The following is a 16,125-nucleotide window of genomic DNA, read 5'->3' as shown; positions in this document are numbered from 1 at the left end:
GGTCCCCCCCCCCCCCGCCGGTATCGAACACTTCGACGTTTTTCAGGAACTGGGTCATAAACTGTTCGGTTTTGGCTTTATCGCCACCGTCGGCTTTATCCGCTGCGCCCCACGCGGCTAAATAGGTGTAGCGCGCGTTACCGGACGTTTTCGGGTTCGGGAAAATCAGCTTCACGTCGGAGCGAACCAAATCGTTCCAGTCGTGGATATTCTTCGGGTTGCCCTTACGCACCAGGAAGCCCATGGTGGAGTAGAACGGCGAGCTGTTGTTCGGCAGGCGCGACTGCCAGTCCGCCGGGATCAGCTTGCCTTTGTCGTGCAGGATTTGTACGTCGGTCACCTGGTTATAAGTAACAACGTCGGCTTTTAAGCCCTGCAAAATCGCCAGCGCCTGTTTTGATGACCCGGCATGAGATTGTTTTATCGTCAGTTTGTCGCCGCCGTTATCTTTTGCCCACTGCTGTTCAAACGGGGTATTCAGGGCGGCAAACAGCTCGCGGGAGACGTCATAAGAACTGTTAAGCAGTTCCGTTGCCTGCACGTGGCCAGCCAGCAGCAGCGAAGCGACCAGCGCGAGAGAGTTCTTTTTCAGTAAGTTAACGGCCATTGCGCACCCTTATATATTTAATGACTTTCTAATAGCCATCATATTTATAACGGGCATGAAAGGAGTAACGGTTTTATATACCGTTTGGTGATTTGGAAGTTGAAAAGGGAATAAGAACTTGGTTCAACAGGCGTAATTGTTGCAGTCAGTTTGGACACGGACAGCGCGGAGAAACCGGAGCGTACACATAGTACGTGAGGATTTCGAGCACTGCCCGGGGCAAAAATGACAAATAAAATAGCCTGGTGAACTTAGTTCAAGACGAAATCCTCCCCACTAATGCAGGGAGGAAACAGAGGTGAATCAGATGCCGACGCTAACCGTCTCCGGTAGTGTGCTACCGCCATCGATCACATTCTGTGTACCTGTTAAATAGCTGGATTCATCCGACGCGAGGAAGGCTGCCAGTTCGCCGACTTCCAGCGGATCGGCGAGGCGACGCAGCGGGATTGCTTTTGCCATTTCGGTGAGCACCGATTCCGGATCTTGCGGATTTGACTGACGGGCGATGCTTTCCGCCATTGGCGTGCGAACGTAACCAGGGCAGATTGCATTAACGCGAATCCCCGACTGTGCATACTCCACTGCCAGCGATTTGGTCAGCCCCACAATCGCCGCTTTCGTTAAGGCATACGCTGTTTCGCCCGGATCGGCCACCATATCGCCGGTGACCGAAGACATCATCACAATGCGACCATCTTTGCGGGCAATCATCTCCGGCAGCACCGCCTTCGTGACGTTCCAGACACCTTTGATATTGATATCAATATGGAAATCGCGATCGTCATCGCTCATTTCAAGAAAACTACCCAGACGGCAAACACCTGCGTTATTCACCAGAATATCAATGCGCCCTTCTTTTTCCTTCGCGCGCTTGATCGCTGCCGTAACTGACGCCGGGTCGCGTACATCGGCAATTACCGCCGTACAGCGATGACCACGACCACACAGCTCATCCGCCAGCTTTTCAATCTCAGGGGAGATATCCAGCAAGATTAGGTTTGCGCCATGACGCGCAAAGGTTCTGGCAATTCCTTCACCAATGCCTTGCGATGCGCCCGTAATCAGTGCTGTCTTGCCCGTGAGTTTACCCATTTCAAGTTTCTCCTTTTGAATACAGAGCATTACGCTCTATTGTCCCTACCATACCTGAATAACAGATCAATGCTGAGGAGTGGATCTAAATTCAGGAAAATCTTAAGTAAAATCCCCCTTAACCACAACTCTGTCATTGTATGCATTCCCTGCTGTACATAATCAGGCAGGGAGATATGATTCACTCCATATGAAATTATTCGAAGGCAAATATTTAAGGTGATTGTATATGCAACTTGAAAAAATGATTACTGAAGGTTCGAACAGCGCCTCGGCTGAAATCGACCGCGTATCGACGCTGGAAATGTGCCGAATTATCAATGATGAAGATAAAACCGTTCCATTGGCCGTTGAGCGAGTACTGCCGGATATCGCAGCGGCGATTGATGTCATCCACGCCCAGGTCAGCGGTGGTGGTCGTCTGATTTATCTCGGTGCCGGGACTTCCGGTCGGCTGGGGATTCTGGATGCCAGCGAGTGCCCCCCAACCTACGGCGTGAAACCGGGTCTGGTGGTTGGTTTGATTGCTGGCGGCGAATATGCCATTCAGCACGCGGTGGAAGGCGCGGAAGACAGCCGGGAAGGCGGCGTCAACGATCTGAAAAATATTGCGTTAACGGCGCAGGATGTGGTTGTCGGTATTGCTGCCAGTGGTCGCACGCCGTATGTGATTGCCGGGCTGGAATACGCTCGCCAGTTGGGCTGCCGCACGGTGGGCATTTCCTGTAATCCCGGTAGTGCTGTTTCAACAACCGCAGAGTTTGCTATTACGCCAGTCGTCGGGGCTGAAGTGGTTACCGGTTCTTCGCGGATGAAAGCAGGTACGGCGCAGAAACTGGTGCTCAACATGCTCTCCACCGGGCTGATGATTAAGTCAGGAAAAGTGTTCGGCAACCTGATGGTCGATGTGGTCGCCACCAATGAAAAACTACACGTGCGCCAGGTCAATATTGTCAAAAACGCGACCGGATGTAGCGCGGAACAGGCGGAAGCGGCGCTAATTGCCTGCGATCGCCACTGCAAAACAGCGATTGTAATGGTCTTGAAAAATCTCGATGCCGCAGAAGCGAAAAAACGCCTGGCGCAGCATGGCGGTTTTATTCGTAAGGCTCTGGAAAAGGAATAACCTATGGCTAAAGAGATCAGCAGTGAGCTTCTGAACACCATTCTTACCCGCGTCGGCGGCGCGGGAAATATCGCCAGTTGTGGTCACTGTATGACGCGTCTGCGTCTCGGTGTACATGACAGTTCACTGGTTGATCCTGATATCAAAACGCTGGAAGGGGTGAAGGGTGTCATTTTGACCAGCGATCAAGTACAGGTGGTATTTGGGTCGGGCAAAGCGCATCGTGCCGCAAAAGCGATGAGCGTGTTGTTGGGTGAAACACCAGTGCAGGATGCCGCAGAAATCGCCGCTCAGAACAAACGTCAGTTAAAAGCCAGACAAACCTCTGGCGTGCAGCAATTTCTCGCCAAATTCGCCACTATCTTTACGCCGCTAATCCCCGGATTTATTGCCGCCGGTCTGCTGCTGGGGATTGCGACGTTAATCGCCACGGTGATGCACGTTCCGGCAGATGCCCAGGGAACGCTGCCCGATGCGCTGAATTTTATGAAGGTATTCAGCAAAGGCTTATTCACCTTCCTGGTGATCCTGGTGGGATATAACGCCGCTCAGGCCTTCGGCGGCACAGGTGTAAATGGCGCGATTATCGCCGCACTGTTTTTGCTCGGTTATAACCCAGGCGCGACCACCGGTTACTACGCTGGTTTTCACGATTTCTTCGGCCTGCCTATCGATCCGCGCGGAAATATCATCGGCGTACTGATTGCCGCCTGGGCCTGCGCCCGCATTGAAGGTATGGTGCGTCAATTTATGCCGGACGATCTCGACATGCTGCTGACCTCGTTAATCACTCTGCTGATCACCGCTACGCTGGCATATCTGGTGATTATGCCGCTGGGAGGCTGGTTATTCGAAGGCATGTCCTGGCTGTTTATGCATCTGAACAGTAATCCACTTGGCTGTGCAGTGCTTGCCGGACTGTTCCTGATTGCCGTGGTCTTCGGCGTGCATCAGGGCTTTATTCCCGTTTATCTTGCCTTGATGGACAGCCAGGGTTTCAACAGTCTATTCCCGATCCTTTCAATGGCAGGCGCAGGTCAGGTGGGCGCGGCGCTGGCGCTTTACTGGCGCGCGCAGCCGCACAGTGCCTTACGCAGCCAGGTGCGCGGGGCGATTATCCCTGGCCTACTGGGCGTTGGTGAACCGTTGATTTACGGTGTCACCCTGCCGCGCATGAAACCGTTTGTTACCGCTTGTTTAGGCGGCGCAGCAGGTGGATTGTTTATTGGTCTTATCGCATGGTGGGGTCTGCCGATGGGGCTAAACAGTGCCTTTGGGCCGTCTGGCCTGGTGGCGTTGCCGCTGATGACTTCGGCACAAGGCATCCTTCCGGCAATGGCTGTGTATGCAGGTGGGATTCTGGTGGCATGGATTAGCGGGTTCATTTTCACCACGCTCTTTGGCTGCCGTGACGTCAATCTGGACTAAGCCGTAACTTAGAAACAAAACAGCCCGATACGCTACGCTTATCGGGCCTGCAGGTTAACTGCAATTTATTGAATTTTAACGATCATACAGGCCGGATAAAGCATTTACGCCGCTCCGGCAAGACGCTACAGGTGCGTGAGTAAAACTTACAGCGCCATCAGCTTGTCCAGCGACGGTGCGAAGTAATAGCCGCCAGTGACCGGTTTGGTGAAACGTAACATTGCGTCACGTTTGCCATCAGTATCGCCAAACATGCTCAGCAGCTGTTGCTCAATGTTGTGCAGACGTGCGCAGTAAGCGCAGAAGTACAGACCGTGCGTGCCGCTGGCTGTACCGTATGGCAAGCTCTGGCGAACAATCTTCAGCCCTTTGCCGTCTTCTTTCAGATCAACGCGGGTCAGGTGAGAGGTTTCCGGACGTTCGTCGCCGTCAATCTCTTCGTTGGCTTCTTTGGTGCGCCCGATCATCATCTCCTGATCGTGAACACTCATACGGTTAAGCTGCTTCAGGTTGTGCTCCCAACGCTGCACAAACACATAGCTGCCGCCCGCATCCACGCCGTCTTTGATAACCGCCACTTCGCGACGCGTCTCTTCACCCGCCGGGTTTTCTGTACCGTCAACAAAGCCGCTCAGGTCACGCTCTTCAACCCAACGGAAGCCGTGGATCTCTTCTTTCACCTCAATGCAGTCACCAAAGGCTTCCATCGCCGCCTGAGCGACAGAGAAGTTTACGTCGTGACGCAGAGAAAGAATGTGAATCAACACATCGAACTGGGTCGTCGGCGCAAGACCTTTACCGTAGCCCGGAAAATCTTTCAGCTCTTCGGCCCCAACGCCGCCACTCAGAGCACGCCAGGTGTTGTTACCAAAGGCAACCACAGCACCGAGATGCGCGTCCGGGAATTTTGCTTCAAAGGTTGCCAGTTTATCGGCAAAGGTTTTACTGGCCGCACGCAGGGCATCAACATCCCCTTTTACGTTGGCTTCAATCCAAATCGCTGCGCGGCAATGTTCTGGCAAAATGCCACTCTGAACCTGAGACATTGTTCCTCCTGAAAATAAGAATGCCACGCAATCCGTGGCATTGTTGGGCGCTATTTTACGTGTTTTTTCGCGGCGGCGGTTTGTTCAGACGCAAATTAACGCCGCCAGATAATTTTACTGACTTTCCAGTTTTTCAGGGTATCGTCTGAAGGCATTAACCCTTCAGGACCACTCCACTCACCGCTGAACTGGTAGCTAATATGTTGACTGCCTTCGGCTTTACATTCGACAGCACGATTATCATCACCATCAGCTTTTTGGCAATTGCCAAATGCTTTGCTGTAAAGGTCGCTAAACGGTGTTCCGATTTTAACACCCGTATCAGCAGGAATATCGCTATCCAGCACGTCAATACGGCTGATTGTGCCCTGATCGCCGTTAATCACCATCGCCACGTTGTCGCCTTTCATCACTTCGAAAAAGCGCACCACGTTGCCGTTCGCGGTTTTCATTCCGCTGCGCAGGCGATAATCGCCATCAAGCGCATCGGCAATGGCTTGTTCTTGCAGTGGTGTGGACGCCGTTAATTCACCCACGCCCTGCTCGCTCACTTTGGTGGACGACCCAAACCAGTTCCATGGATTAGCGGCAGACCAGTTAACTGACGACATCGTGGAACAGCCGGTCAGCATCAACGGCATAGCGCATAACATTAAACGCAGCGATTTCATGTCACTTCCTTTGGTTATTCAATAACGTTGCTTGGAGTGCAAATTCACCAAAAAGTGCCGTTATTCTTTTTCTTCATTAAAACAAGCGCGTAAACGTCGATTGGTCAGCAGCCAGATTAACGCCACAATATCCGCCACTACCAGCGCCAGACCGATACCGCTAACGGATTCACCGTTCAGCCACAGCCACGGTTGCCAGCAAAGTAAAACCACTTGCGCTAACAGCAACAGAAAATAGAGCCCATGCCAGGTGCGAGGAAACGTAGCCCGCCGACCGCTCAACAAAAACGCCAGCACCGCCGGAATGCCAGGAATCAGCCCCAGCCAGAAATTATCGTGATCGGGATAAAACAGATTTAGCAGCGCAGTACCCTGCTCGCGCGATGCACCGGCAATAACAAACAGTACCCAGGTTCGCGCCTGTAGCAAAAGCACAATCCAGAAGAGAAAAGGTAAACGCAGGCGTCCGTGCGCATCATAATGGACAGGATGAAACTCAGTACTCTTCATCTTCAATCAAACGCTTACCCAGACTCAGCACGTCGGCGTGTTCATATCCCAGGCGTTCATACATTCCGAGCACCATGTCGTTATCTTCCGGCACGTTGATCTGAATTTTCGGGCAGCCGCGAGCAATCAGCTTTTTCTCCAGCCGATTAAGCAGAGCATTAGCAATGCCACGCCCACGAAACTCAGGATGCACGCCAAGATAATAAGCAGATCCGCGATGCCCGTCATAACCGCCCATCACCGTTCCCACCACTTCACCGTTCACCTCAGCGACCAGAAACAAACTGACGTCATGGTTCATCTTGCGCTCGATGTCCATTTCCGGATCATTCCACGGACGCAGCAAGTCGCAACGCTCCCAAAGGGTGATGACCTCTTCGAAATCTTCCTGGCGAAATACGCGTATCTCCATGGTATTCGTTACCTTTTTGCGGGTTAAAAGGGTGATTATGGCGTGAACGGTCGAATTAGCCAATATCTGACGAAAATCGGTTGAAAAAGTGGCATAATGGGGAGTTGTCAACTATTGAAATGAAAAGTAAAACAATTCTCAACAGCAAACGGTCGTAACGGATTACGCGATACGATATAACATCTGGAACTTTATTATTACAACTCAGGCCGTATGAGCACTTTTAAACCACTAAAAACACTCACTTCGCGCCGCCAGGTGCTGAAAGCCGGATTGGCTGCCCTGACGTTGTCAGGCATGTCGCAAGCCATCGCCAAAGAAGAACCTTTAAAAACCAGTAACGGACACAGCAAGCCAAAAGCCAAAAAAGCTGGCGGCAAACGTGTCGTTGTTCTCGATCCAGGCCACGGCGGGATTGATACCGGGGCGATCGGTCGCAACGGTTCGAAAGAAAAACACGTGGTGCTGGCAATTGCCAAAAACGTCCGTTCCATTTTGCGCAATCATGGCATTGATGCGCGTTTAACGCGTTCTGGCGATACGTTTATCCCACTGTACGATCGCGTTGAAATCGCCCATAAACATGGCGCGGATCTGTTTATGTCAATTCACGCCGACGGCTTTACCAACCCAAAAGCCGCAGGTGCATCAGTCTTTGCCCTCTCTAACCGTGGCGCAAGTAGTGCGATGGCAAAATATTTGTCGGAACGCGAAAACCGTGCCGATGAAGTCGCCGGGAAAAAAGCGACTGACAGAGATCATCTATTGCAGCAAGTGCTGTTTGATCTGGTGCAAACAGATACCATTAAAAACAGCCTGACGCTTGGCTCGCATATTCTGAAGAAGATTAAGCCGGTGCATAAGCTGCACAGCCGCAACACTGAGCAAGCCGCGTTTGTGGTATTGAAATCGCCGTCGGTTCCTTCAGTGCTGGTGGAAACTTCGTTTATCACCAACCCAGAAGAAGAGCGACTGTTAGGCACGGCGGCGTTTCGTCAGAAAATCGCCACAGCGATTGCTGAAGGCGTGATCAGTTATTTCCACTGGTTTGACAACCAGAAAGCACACTCGAAAAAACGGTAAGTTATGAAGCCCGACGCACACCAGGTTAAACAGTTCCTGCTCAACCTTCAGGACACAATTTGCCAGCAGCTAAGCGCCGTAGATGGCACAGAGTTTGTCGAAGATAGCTGGCAGCGCGACGCTGGCGGCGGCGGACGTAGCCGGGTGTTGCGTAATGGTGGTGTTTTCGAACAGGCAGGCGTCAACTTTTCACACGTCCACGGCGATGCAATGCCTGCTTCCGCCACCGCTCATCGCCCGGAACTTGCCGGGCGTAGTTTCGAGGCGATGGGCGTTTCACTGGTCGTGCATCCGCATAACCCGTATGTTCCCACCAGCCACGCGAATGTGCGTTTTTTTATTGCCGAAAAACCAGGCGCCGATCCTGTCTGGTGGTTTGGCGGCGGCTTCGACTTAACCCCTTTCTATGGTTTTGAAGAAGACGCCATTCACTGGCACCGCACCGCCCGTGACCTGTGCCAGCCGTTTGGCGAAGACGTTTATCCACGTTATAAAAAGTGGTGCGACGAATACTTCTACCTCAAACATCGCAACGAACAGCGCGGTATTGGCGGGCTGTTCTTTGATGATCTGAACACGCCAGATTTCGACCACTGTTTTGCCTTTATGCAGGCGGTAGGCAAAGGCTACACCGACGCTTATTTACCAATTGTAGAGCGACGTAAAGCGATGGCCTACGGCGAGCGCGAGCGCAATTTTCAGCTCTACCGTCGCGGTCGTTATGTCGAATTCAACCTGGTCTGGGATCGCGGCACGCTGTTTGGCTTACAAACTGGCGGGCGCACCGAATCGATCCTGATGTCAATGCCGCCACTGGTTCGCTGGGAGTATGATTATCAGCCGGAAGAAGGCAGTCCGGAAGCGGCGTTGAGTGAGTTTATTCAGGTCAGGGATTGGGTGTAACTCCCTCACCCCAACTCCCGCATCCGCTGATGCAGCGTCAGTGACGGCTTCTCGGCAAACAGTTGCTGGTAATCCGTGGCGAATTGCCCCAGATGCCAGAATCCCCATTGCATGGCGGCGTCTTTTACCGTTGTGCTTTGCGACCACGGGCTTATCAGTTCGCGTCGCACGGCGTTCAGACGAATACGTTTCAACCACGCGTTCGGGCCAATGCCTAAAATAGCGTGAAACGCGTTTTGTAACGTGCGGCGACTGACATGCAGTTGATTACACAAGTCCAGCACCGTCACCGGTTCGGACATGTTTTCCAGCACATATTCACGGGCGCGGGAAAGCAATCGACGGTAACTCTGATGACTGATGCTTTCCGCCGTCATCATCGGCTGCGCTTCTTCCAGCATCGCCCCCATCGCCATTAGCAAATTATCCCCCAGCACTTTACGCACCGCAGGCTGATGAAGATTTCCCGGGTTCTCGCAAAACGTCGCCAGCGCCTGTTGGACAAAGCCCCACAGCGCGGCTTTATGCTGCTCTTTCACTTCCAGCGCCGACTGGCTACGCAGCATATGTAATACCCGATCAGGATTATGCAAAAAGTTAGCCTGCCGGGTAATGACGTCTTCAGAAAGCACCACGCCAAGAATTGTGTAATCGTCCGGCGTACTTAATTCAAACTCAGTGCCGCCAGGTCGCGTGGCTATTTCTGCGCTTCCCAGACATTGCGAACCGATAAATCCCTGTTCACCTCGTGTCGCCGGAATGCCAAACCAGAACGAGTTCGGCCAGACCAGACACGACTGACGCAGCGCCAGACCGGTGTATTCACGGAAAACCTGAATATCATCGAGCAGGATTTCCGTAAATTCACCATGAAACTTGCCCGGATGCAGCTGATCGTAAATCTGCTGCCAGGCGGTAATCGTTAAAGCATGTTCATAGACATCCGTTGTCTGTCGTTGATGAACATTATCCACTTCGACCTTCGGCGTGAGCTTCAGGTTTTCGGGTAAGGGTTCATGATAAAGATGGTGCAAATTGGCTGTACGGGTCTTTTTCATGATGTTAATGCCGGGTGTTGTATGACACCCGGCACCTCCGACAGGTTAATGGGGCTTGAGACGATAACGACTACTGCGTTTACGTAACGTCCCGGCAGAAAAGAGCTGTTCGAGCGCATTTCTGGCTTTTTCCAGCGTCCAGCCAAAGTGGGCAGCCACTTCTCCTGCCGTCATTCCCTGACGTACTGATGTTAACAGCGCCAACAACTCGTCAGCAGATCCCTCGGCAATAGCGGACGCATCAGGTTGCTTCGGCTGGCGATTAAAGCCAGTAACCAGCCACTGGGTGTCATCATCAGGCCGACCAATCTCCTTACGGCTGATGACACGCCCGGTACGCATCGCGGCAGCACAACCTGCGTCCAGCGCCGCACGACACGCCGCCAGATCGCCTTCCACCACCAGCGTTAATCGACCTGGGTCAAGCACTTCGTGACTGAGCAGACGCACGTTAGCCGCTTTCAGCATGGCATCCGCCGCATCTATCGCGGCGACCATGCCGTCCACTTCCAGCAATCCCAGTGCATTGATCATCGGCAACCTCCGTTACGCACGCTGGATTGGATTACGCGCGATTTCCAGCACTGCATCGGTAAAGGCGTTGCAGGCCGCTTTACACGCTGCCTGGCTACCGGTTAAAAATGCCGCTGAATAGTTGGTTTCTGACGGTGGCGGTACATAGGTCACCAGTTGCACGTCAGCCGATTTCAACGCCGCATCAATGCCATAGGTCGCTTCCAGCGGCGGCGCCACCAGATACGCCAGCGGATCGCCAAGCGTGATCCCGGCGGTTGATGAGAGATAAGAACCGGTACGCGAAACTACATGCGCGAGGAATGCGGTGTCTTGCTTATCGTTCGCCCACTGGAACGCCGCACCATTTTCAATATGCGCAACCATCGCATCCAGGCCGGCACGCACTTCTGCCGGGTTTGGCCCACCGAGCATAACCAGCACCTCACCGGCAGTCGGTGACGGCCCGTGCGCCGCTCCGGCATACAGCGAGCGGCCATACACCACTTCGACCATCGCCTGCTTGGTCGCTTCGTCAGCCGCAATGTAGGTGACGTCATCGGAATCAGCAGAAATCAGCCCGAGACTACGAATATGCGGCGGTAATTTCAGTTCACGCGCAAAATCAGCGTTAACGGAGGCAATCACCCGCATGGCGGTGACCGACGGTCGAATCAAATCTAAAGCTGGCATGATGCCTCCTTATCGGGTCATGTTGATGCCGGATGCTTTCTGCTCCAGCATACGTTTCGCCAAATCCACAATGACGGCTGCGGCTTCAACCGGCGGTGTACCGCCCTGGTGAATGTTAGAGATGCAGGTGCGATCGGCCTCAACGGTGGTCGCCATACGCGGCGAGTAAACAGCGTAGCAGGAGAGACTTTCCGACTGCCCTAACCCCGGACGTTCACCCACCAGCAGGACAACCACTTTCGCGCCGAGAAGTTCGCCAATCTGATCTTCAATCTTCACGCGACCATAACGCACAAAGAACGGTGTACCGACTTTCAGCCCCGCCTGTTGCAGACCTGCCATCAACGGCGGCAGGATCTCTTCATAGTTCACAGTGATGGCATCAGTTGACAGGCCATCGGAGACAACGACCTGTACGTCCGGATTGGCAACGCACTGTGCTTTCAAGGCTTCAACAGCTTCCGCACACAGGCGACGCCCCATGTCCGGGCGAGTCAGGTAGAGATTTTTGTCACTGATTTCAGAGCGTACTTCCAGCAAACCCTGCGCTTTCACCCACTCTTCCGGCACTTCTTTCAGTACGGTATCTTTCGAACGAGAGTGATCGGCCAGGAAACGCAGCAACGCCTGAGTACGCGGACGCGGGCCGGCACGACCGGTACAAACGCGAGCCACGGTGCTGCGACGCAGTTCTGTTAATACGTCTGCGCGATGCGGATTTTCCACGCCAATCCATGCCTTCGCTTCAGCGGAACCTAAATCCAGCGCGCAACTTTCAGAGGTCACCGGCGCAGCGCACGATGTGGTGGCGCATTTGGTTTCCGCTGGCGCGGCATCCGCCTGCCCCATTGACGCCATCACGCTGCGTACAATTTCTTCAATCTGTTTTTGATCCATGATGTGTTATCTCCGCGTCATCAGAAGAACAGTGACGGATCGCCCGCCCGTTTGATCAGGCGACCGTTTGCCATAATGCCCATGCTTTCCAGCCAGCGTTCAAACTCCGGTGACGGACGCAGGTTGAGTAACTGACGCACTGTGGCGGTGTCATGGAAGGCGGTGGTCTGATAGTTGAGCATGATGTCATCGCCCAGCGGCATCCCCATGATGTAGTTGCAGCCTGCGGTAGCAAGCAGGATCATCAGGTTTTCGTTGAGGTTCTGGTCAGCGTCAGCGTGGTTGGTGTAGCAGCAGTCACAGCCCATAGAGATGCCGCTCAGCTTGCCCATAAAGTGATCTTCTAAGCCCGCGCGGATAATCTGCCGGTCGTTGTAGAGATACTCCGGCCCAATAAAGCCGACCACGGTGTTGACGATAAACGGATCGTAATGACGCGCCAGCCCGTAGTTTCGCGCTTCCATCGTCACCTGGTCAGCGCCGAAATTAGCGCCAGCGGAGAGCGCAGAACCTTGCCCGGTTTCGAAGTAGAGGCAGTTTTCCCCGGCAATACGGTTGAACTCCGCGCCCACTGCGCGGGCTTCGTCAAGCATCGCCAGCTCCACGCCAAACTCTTTCAGCCCTTTTTCACTGCCACAAATACTCTGGAAAATCAGCCCGCCCGGTGCGCCGCGACGGATCGCTTCGATCTGGGTGGTGACATGCGCCAGCACGCAGCCCTGAGTTGGAATGTTGAATTTGTCGATAACACCGTAAATGGTGTCCAGCACGCGGCTTAAGTTTTCCACGTCATCAGTCACCGGGTTAACGCCAATCACCGCATCGCCCACGCCGAAAGAAAGCCCTTCGTAGATTTGTGCGGCAATACTTTGCACGTCATCACGGGTATCGTTCGGCTGCAAACGGGCGCTGAAAGTGCCTGGGATACCGATAGTAGTATTGGCCTTTTTGATCACCGGCATTTTCTTCGCGCCGTAGATGAGATCCGCGTTAGAACAAATTTTCGCCACCGCCGCGACCACTTCCGAGGTCAGCCCTTTGCGGGTAAAGGCAATGTCATCCACGCTGGTTTCGTCGCTCAGCACATACTCGCGCAGTTCGCTGATGCTCCAGTTTTTAATCTGGTTGTAGGCCGTTTCGTTAACGTCGTCCTGAATCAGCCGCGTTACGCAGTCCTCTTCATAAGAAATCACCGGATTATTGCGGATATCCGCCACCGTCATTTCCGACAACACCTGCTTTGCCGCCACGCGCTCCTGCGAGCTTGCCGCTGCAACGCCCGCCAGCACATCCCCCGAACGCAGTTCGTTGGCTTTAGCCAGCACCTCTTTTACATCCTTAAACTGATATACATTGCCGAACAATGTGGTCTTTAGTTTCATAAGTCGTTCCCTCAGGAAGGAAATGCGAGTGATTTCACCGTCACCGGCACAACCGATCCGCCAAAAAGAGGCGTACCAATGTCGATATAGTCCCCCGCGCGAACAATCACTTCGTCAATGACTGCCAACGGGAGTTGTTGTAGCTGTGGGCGCAATAACATGCCCAGAGCTTTACCAAAGTCCTGCCCGGCTACCACCAGCAGGGGATGCGGATTCGGAAAACGCGCGACGAAATCGACCAGCGCGTTGATGACCGTCAGTACCGAGGCGTAACGCACCGGAAGCCCGGCGGGAAGTGCCAGCACGTACGCGTCAGTTTTGGGGCATAGATCAAGCTGAATTAGCGCCTGTTGCCAGCCATTCACCAGATCCGTTTCATCAATTGGGATCGCCACTGGCAAATTGCGCAGCGGCAGTTGTACGCCCTCCAGCCAGATAGTGCTGCCCGAGAGCGAAAGGGTATGCGCGCCCGCGCCAATCACCGTGGCGCGCACGGTTTGCGCCGGAAACTGCACGTTCATTTCACGCAGGCGCGGATGCTCATGCAGCGCCGTTGCCAGCAACGGGCCAATATCGGCAAAACAGAACGGGTCAGCGGGCTGGTGGCGATAACATTCGCCAACCCCGCCGGAGAGCGTAATGATTTCCGGCGTAGCGCCTGCGGGCAGCAAACCGGTTTGCATCAATGCCTGCGCGAGCGGCGAGAGCGTACCGTCAATCACTTCGACAATCAGCGCCGCCATCCGCCGGGTGACCTGCACCAGTTGCGCACCGGTCAGTGAACGGGCATCGGTGCCTGCGCCGAAGCACTCATCCACAATCATCTGCCCCGGTTTATGGGCGTAAACCACGCGTCCCTGGCTGTCGGTTTCCAGCAGGCGACCGCCGACGTTGAGGCAGGCAGTCCCGCTGATTTTTCCAGCTTCGAACAGGGCGTAGTTGGCGGTGCCACCGCCGATGTCAATATTCAGTACCCGACATAACCGTTGTTCAGAAAGGGTTTGCGCCCCGGCACCGTGGCCTGCAATCACGGATTCGAGATGCGGTCCGGCGCTGGCGACGACAAAATCGCCCAGCGACCGGGAGAGCGCCATCACCGCCGGACGGGCATTGCGGGTTTTCGCGCTTTCGCCGGTGATGATGATGGCGCCGGAATCGACGCTTTCAGGCGCAATGCCCGCAGCCTGATATTGCTCGAGGATTAAGGTTTTCAGTTCCGCTTCTTTTAAACCGCCCTGTTTATCGACAGGGGTAAAGAACACCGGGCTTTGCCAGCTAATTTCGCGTTTGATAAATTCGTAGCGCGGCACCTGCGACACCGCCGCACGGTTAACCAGTTCCAGATGGGAGAAGATCACCTGAGTGGTAGTGGTGCCGATATCTATACCGACGCTCAATAGCTGGCGAGTGCTCACGATTGCGCCTCCGCTGCGTTTTTAGCCGTTGCCGCGTCTTCTTTTGGCACCAGCATCATCGCCACGCCAATCGCCGTGACGCCGCCGATCAGCTTGCCGACAATCATCGGGAAGATCATGGCGTTCATGTTGGCAGCGGCGAAGCCTAAGTGGTCGCCCAGGGCGAAAGCAGCGGAAACGGCGAAGGCGCAGTTGATCACTTTGCCGCGAGTATCCATCTGCTTCATCATGCCGAACATCGGGATATTGTTGGCAAGCGTCGCCACCATGCCTGCTGCCGCGATATTGTTCATATTCAGCACTTTACCGACGCTCATCAGCGGTTTTTCAAACCAGCGGGTAAGTAGCAGTACCATCGGATACGCGCCAAGCAGGACGCAGGAGATCGAACCGATAACCTCAATCGCGCGCATCACTTCGCCAGGTTTGTCGCCAGGCGCCATGAAGATGGGATCAAGACCGGGGATCAGTTCCCAGCCAAGCAGGAATTTCACCACCGCAGCGGCAAGACCGAGGGTGATTAATGCAACGAGAAATTTGGCAAAGATCTGGAAGCCGTTGATCATTGTTTCCGGGATGAACTTCAGCCCCAGCGCCACCAGCACCGCAACGATAAGCACCGGGATCATGTTCATCAGAATCAGGGCAAAGGTGAACTCCACCGGCTGGCCGTTGATCTGTACGCCTGAGTACATTGCCACCAGGCCACCGGCGATACAACCTATCGGAATGGTCACAATGCCCGCCAGTACGCCGAGTGCCAGATAACGACGATCTGAGGGTTCGATAATGCCGAGCGCCACCGGAATGGAAAACACAATCGTTGGCCCCATCATCGATCCGAGAATTAACCCAGAGTATAGCCACGCTGCTACGTCACCGCCCGCCAGCTCTTTGGCGAGGAAGAAGCCGCCCATATCGCACGCCAGCAGTGTTCCGGCGAACATGGAAGGGTTTGCGCCGAGCATTTCATAAACGGGGATGATTACCGGTCCAAGTACATGCGCCAGTACCGGTGCCAGCGCGGTCATACCGACCATCGCCAGACCCAGTGCGCCCATCGCCATAAAGCCTTCTTCGAACTGCCCGCCCGATCCTTCAATACTTTTACCGAATTTACCGAGGAAACGTGCAGAACCGCCGAACTGCGACAAGATCCTGTCTACGGCCGCTATCAGCATAAAGAACATCATGATGTACATGATGATTTCGTTAATTCCCATCGCCTTTACTCCCTGTTAGTTGTTATTTATTGGCGGATGCGGCGTGAACGCCTTATCCGCCCT

16 protein-coding genes and 1 pseudogene are annotated in these 16,125 nt (G+C 54.0%); 4 read left to right on the top strand and 13 right to left on the bottom strand.

Annotated features, from left to right (window positions below; translation table 11 throughout):
• Together cysP and ucpA are read right to left on the bottom strand one after the other, a co-directional pair.
• A pseudogene (gene cysP, locus EQY_RS0113040) lies at window positions 1-607 on the bottom strand (thiosulfate/sulfate ABC transporter substrate-binding protein CysP); the annotation flags it as partial.
• A 303-nt stretch (window positions 608-910) separates the two neighbouring features.
• The gene (ucpA, locus tag EQY_RS0113035; protein ID WP_000517454.1) at window positions 911-1,702 is read right to left on the bottom strand and encodes an SDR family oxidoreductase UcpA; all 792 of its coding nucleotides are present in this window, start codon (window positions 1,700-1,702) and stop codon (window positions 911-913) included.
• Between the two features lie 229 nt (window positions 1,703-1,931).
• Here ucpA and murQ point away from each other — a divergent pair, with 229 nt between their 5' ends.
• Together murQ and murP are read left to right on the top strand one after the other, a co-directional pair.
• Complete coding sequence (gene murQ, locus EQY_RS0113030) at window positions 1,932-2,828, top strand: N-acetylmuramic acid 6-phosphate etherase (protein ID WP_001175639.1); 897 nt, start codon at window positions 1,932-1,934, stop codon at window positions 2,826-2,828.
• A 3-nt stretch (window positions 2,829-2,831) separates the two neighbouring features.
• Complete coding sequence (gene murP / locus EQY_RS0113025; RefSeq protein ID WP_001040441.1) at window positions 2,832-4,256, top strand: PTS N-acetylmuramic acid transporter subunit IIBC; 1,425 nt, start codon at window positions 2,832-2,834, stop codon at window positions 4,254-4,256.
• Window positions 4,257-4,402: 146 nt separating this feature from the next.
• On the opposite strand, the gene yfeX is transcribed toward murP, so the two are convergent.
• The 4 genes from yfeX to EQY_RS0113005 form a co-directional block, all read right to left on the bottom strand.
• Window positions 4,403-5,302, bottom strand: coding sequence for a porphyrinogen peroxidase (gene yfeX / locus EQY_RS0113020; RefSeq protein WP_010344616.1), 900 nt, complete (start codon window positions 5,300-5,302; stop codon window positions 4,403-4,405).
• 95 nt (window positions 5,303-5,397) lie between these two features.
• A complete protein-coding gene (locus EQY_RS0113015; protein ID WP_000838945.1) occupies window positions 5,398-5,973 on the bottom strand; it encodes an RpoE-regulated lipoprotein in 576 nt (191 codons plus the stop codon).
• A 60-nt stretch (window positions 5,974-6,033) separates the two neighbouring features.
• Window positions 6,034-6,483: a DUF2919 domain-containing protein gene (locus EQY_RS0113010; RefSeq protein ID WP_024212565.1), complete on the bottom strand. Its 450-nt coding sequence runs from the start codon at window positions 6,481-6,483 to the stop codon at window positions 6,034-6,036.
• On the bottom strand, window positions 6,470-6,895 hold the full coding sequence (locus EQY_RS0113005; RefSeq protein WP_000406000.1) for a GNAT family acetyltransferase: 426 nt from the start codon (window positions 6,893-6,895) through the stop codon (window positions 6,470-6,472). Before EQY_RS0113005 ends, EQY_RS0113010 begins: the two co-directional genes overlap by 14 nt.
• 213 nt (window positions 6,896-7,108) lie before the next feature.
• On the opposite strand from EQY_RS0113005, the gene amiA reads away from it, so the two are divergent.
• Window positions 7,109-7,978 (top strand): N-acetylmuramoyl-L-alanine amidase AmiA, encoded by an 870-nt coding sequence (gene amiA / locus EQY_RS0113000; RefSeq protein WP_000102902.1) that lies wholly within the window; start codon window positions 7,109-7,111, stop codon window positions 7,976-7,978.
• Between the two features lie 3 nt (window positions 7,979-7,981).
• Complete coding sequence (hemF, locus tag EQY_RS0112995) at window positions 7,982-8,881, top strand: oxygen-dependent coproporphyrinogen oxidase (protein ID WP_000801356.1); 900 nt, start codon at window positions 7,982-7,984, stop codon at window positions 8,879-8,881.
• 5 nt (window positions 8,882-8,886) lie between these two features.
• Here the strand turns inward: hemF and eutR are convergent, their stop codons facing one another.
• From eutR to eutH, 7 genes are read right to left on the bottom strand one after another with little or no spacing between them, the layout of a single operon-like run.
• Window positions 8,887-9,939 carry an HTH-type transcriptional regulator EutR gene (gene eutR, locus EQY_RS0112990; protein ID WP_000753716.1) on the bottom strand — a complete coding sequence of 351 codons (1,053 nt, stop codon included), beginning with the start codon at window positions 9,937-9,939 and terminating at the stop codon, window positions 8,887-8,889.
• A gap of 45 nt (window positions 9,940-9,984) precedes the next feature.
• The gene (gene eutK, locus EQY_RS0112985) at window positions 9,985-10,473 is read right to left on the bottom strand and encodes an ethanolamine utilization microcompartment protein EutK (RefSeq protein ID WP_024212564.1); all 489 of its coding nucleotides are present in this window, start codon (window positions 10,471-10,473) and stop codon (window positions 9,985-9,987) included.
• Between the two features lie 12 nt (window positions 10,474-10,485).
• Entirely contained in the window at window positions 10,486-11,145 is a 660-nt protein-coding gene (gene eutL / locus EQY_RS0112980) for an ethanolamine utilization microcompartment protein EutL (RefSeq protein ID WP_001111030.1), read from the bottom strand.
• Window positions 11,146-11,154: 9 nt separating this feature from the next.
• On the bottom strand, window positions 11,155-12,042 hold the full coding sequence (gene eutC, locus EQY_RS0112975; RefSeq protein WP_000372331.1) for an ethanolamine ammonia-lyase subunit beta: 888 nt from the start codon (window positions 12,040-12,042) through the stop codon (window positions 11,155-11,157).
• Window positions 12,043-12,062: 20 nt separating this feature from the next.
• On the bottom strand, window positions 12,063-13,424 hold the full coding sequence (gene eutB, locus EQY_RS0112970) for an ethanolamine ammonia-lyase subunit alpha (RefSeq protein WP_000769997.1): 1,362 nt from the start codon (window positions 13,422-13,424) through the stop codon (window positions 12,063-12,065).
• An 11-nt stretch (window positions 13,425-13,435) separates the two neighbouring features.
• Window positions 13,436-14,839 (bottom strand): ethanolamine ammonia-lyase reactivating factor EutA, encoded by a 1,404-nt coding sequence (eutA, locus tag EQY_RS0112965; protein WP_000107568.1) that lies wholly within the window; start codon window positions 14,837-14,839, stop codon window positions 13,436-13,438.
• Entirely contained in the window at window positions 14,836-16,062 is a 1,227-nt protein-coding gene (gene eutH / locus EQY_RS0112960) for an ethanolamine utilization protein EutH (protein ID WP_000512392.1), read from the bottom strand. The genes eutA and eutH overlap by 4 nt, the downstream gene beginning before the upstream one ends.
• Window positions 16,063-16,125: the final 63 nt, after the last annotated feature.

Origin of the sequence: Escherichia sp. TW14182 (genome assembly GCF_000208525.1) — a bacterium.
GTDB lineage: Bacteria > Pseudomonadota > Gammaproteobacteria > Enterobacterales > Enterobacteriaceae > Escherichia > Escherichia ruysiae.
The sequence above is the reverse complement of the archived record's forward strand: the minus strand, read 5'-3'. Positions and strand labels throughout refer to the sequence as shown.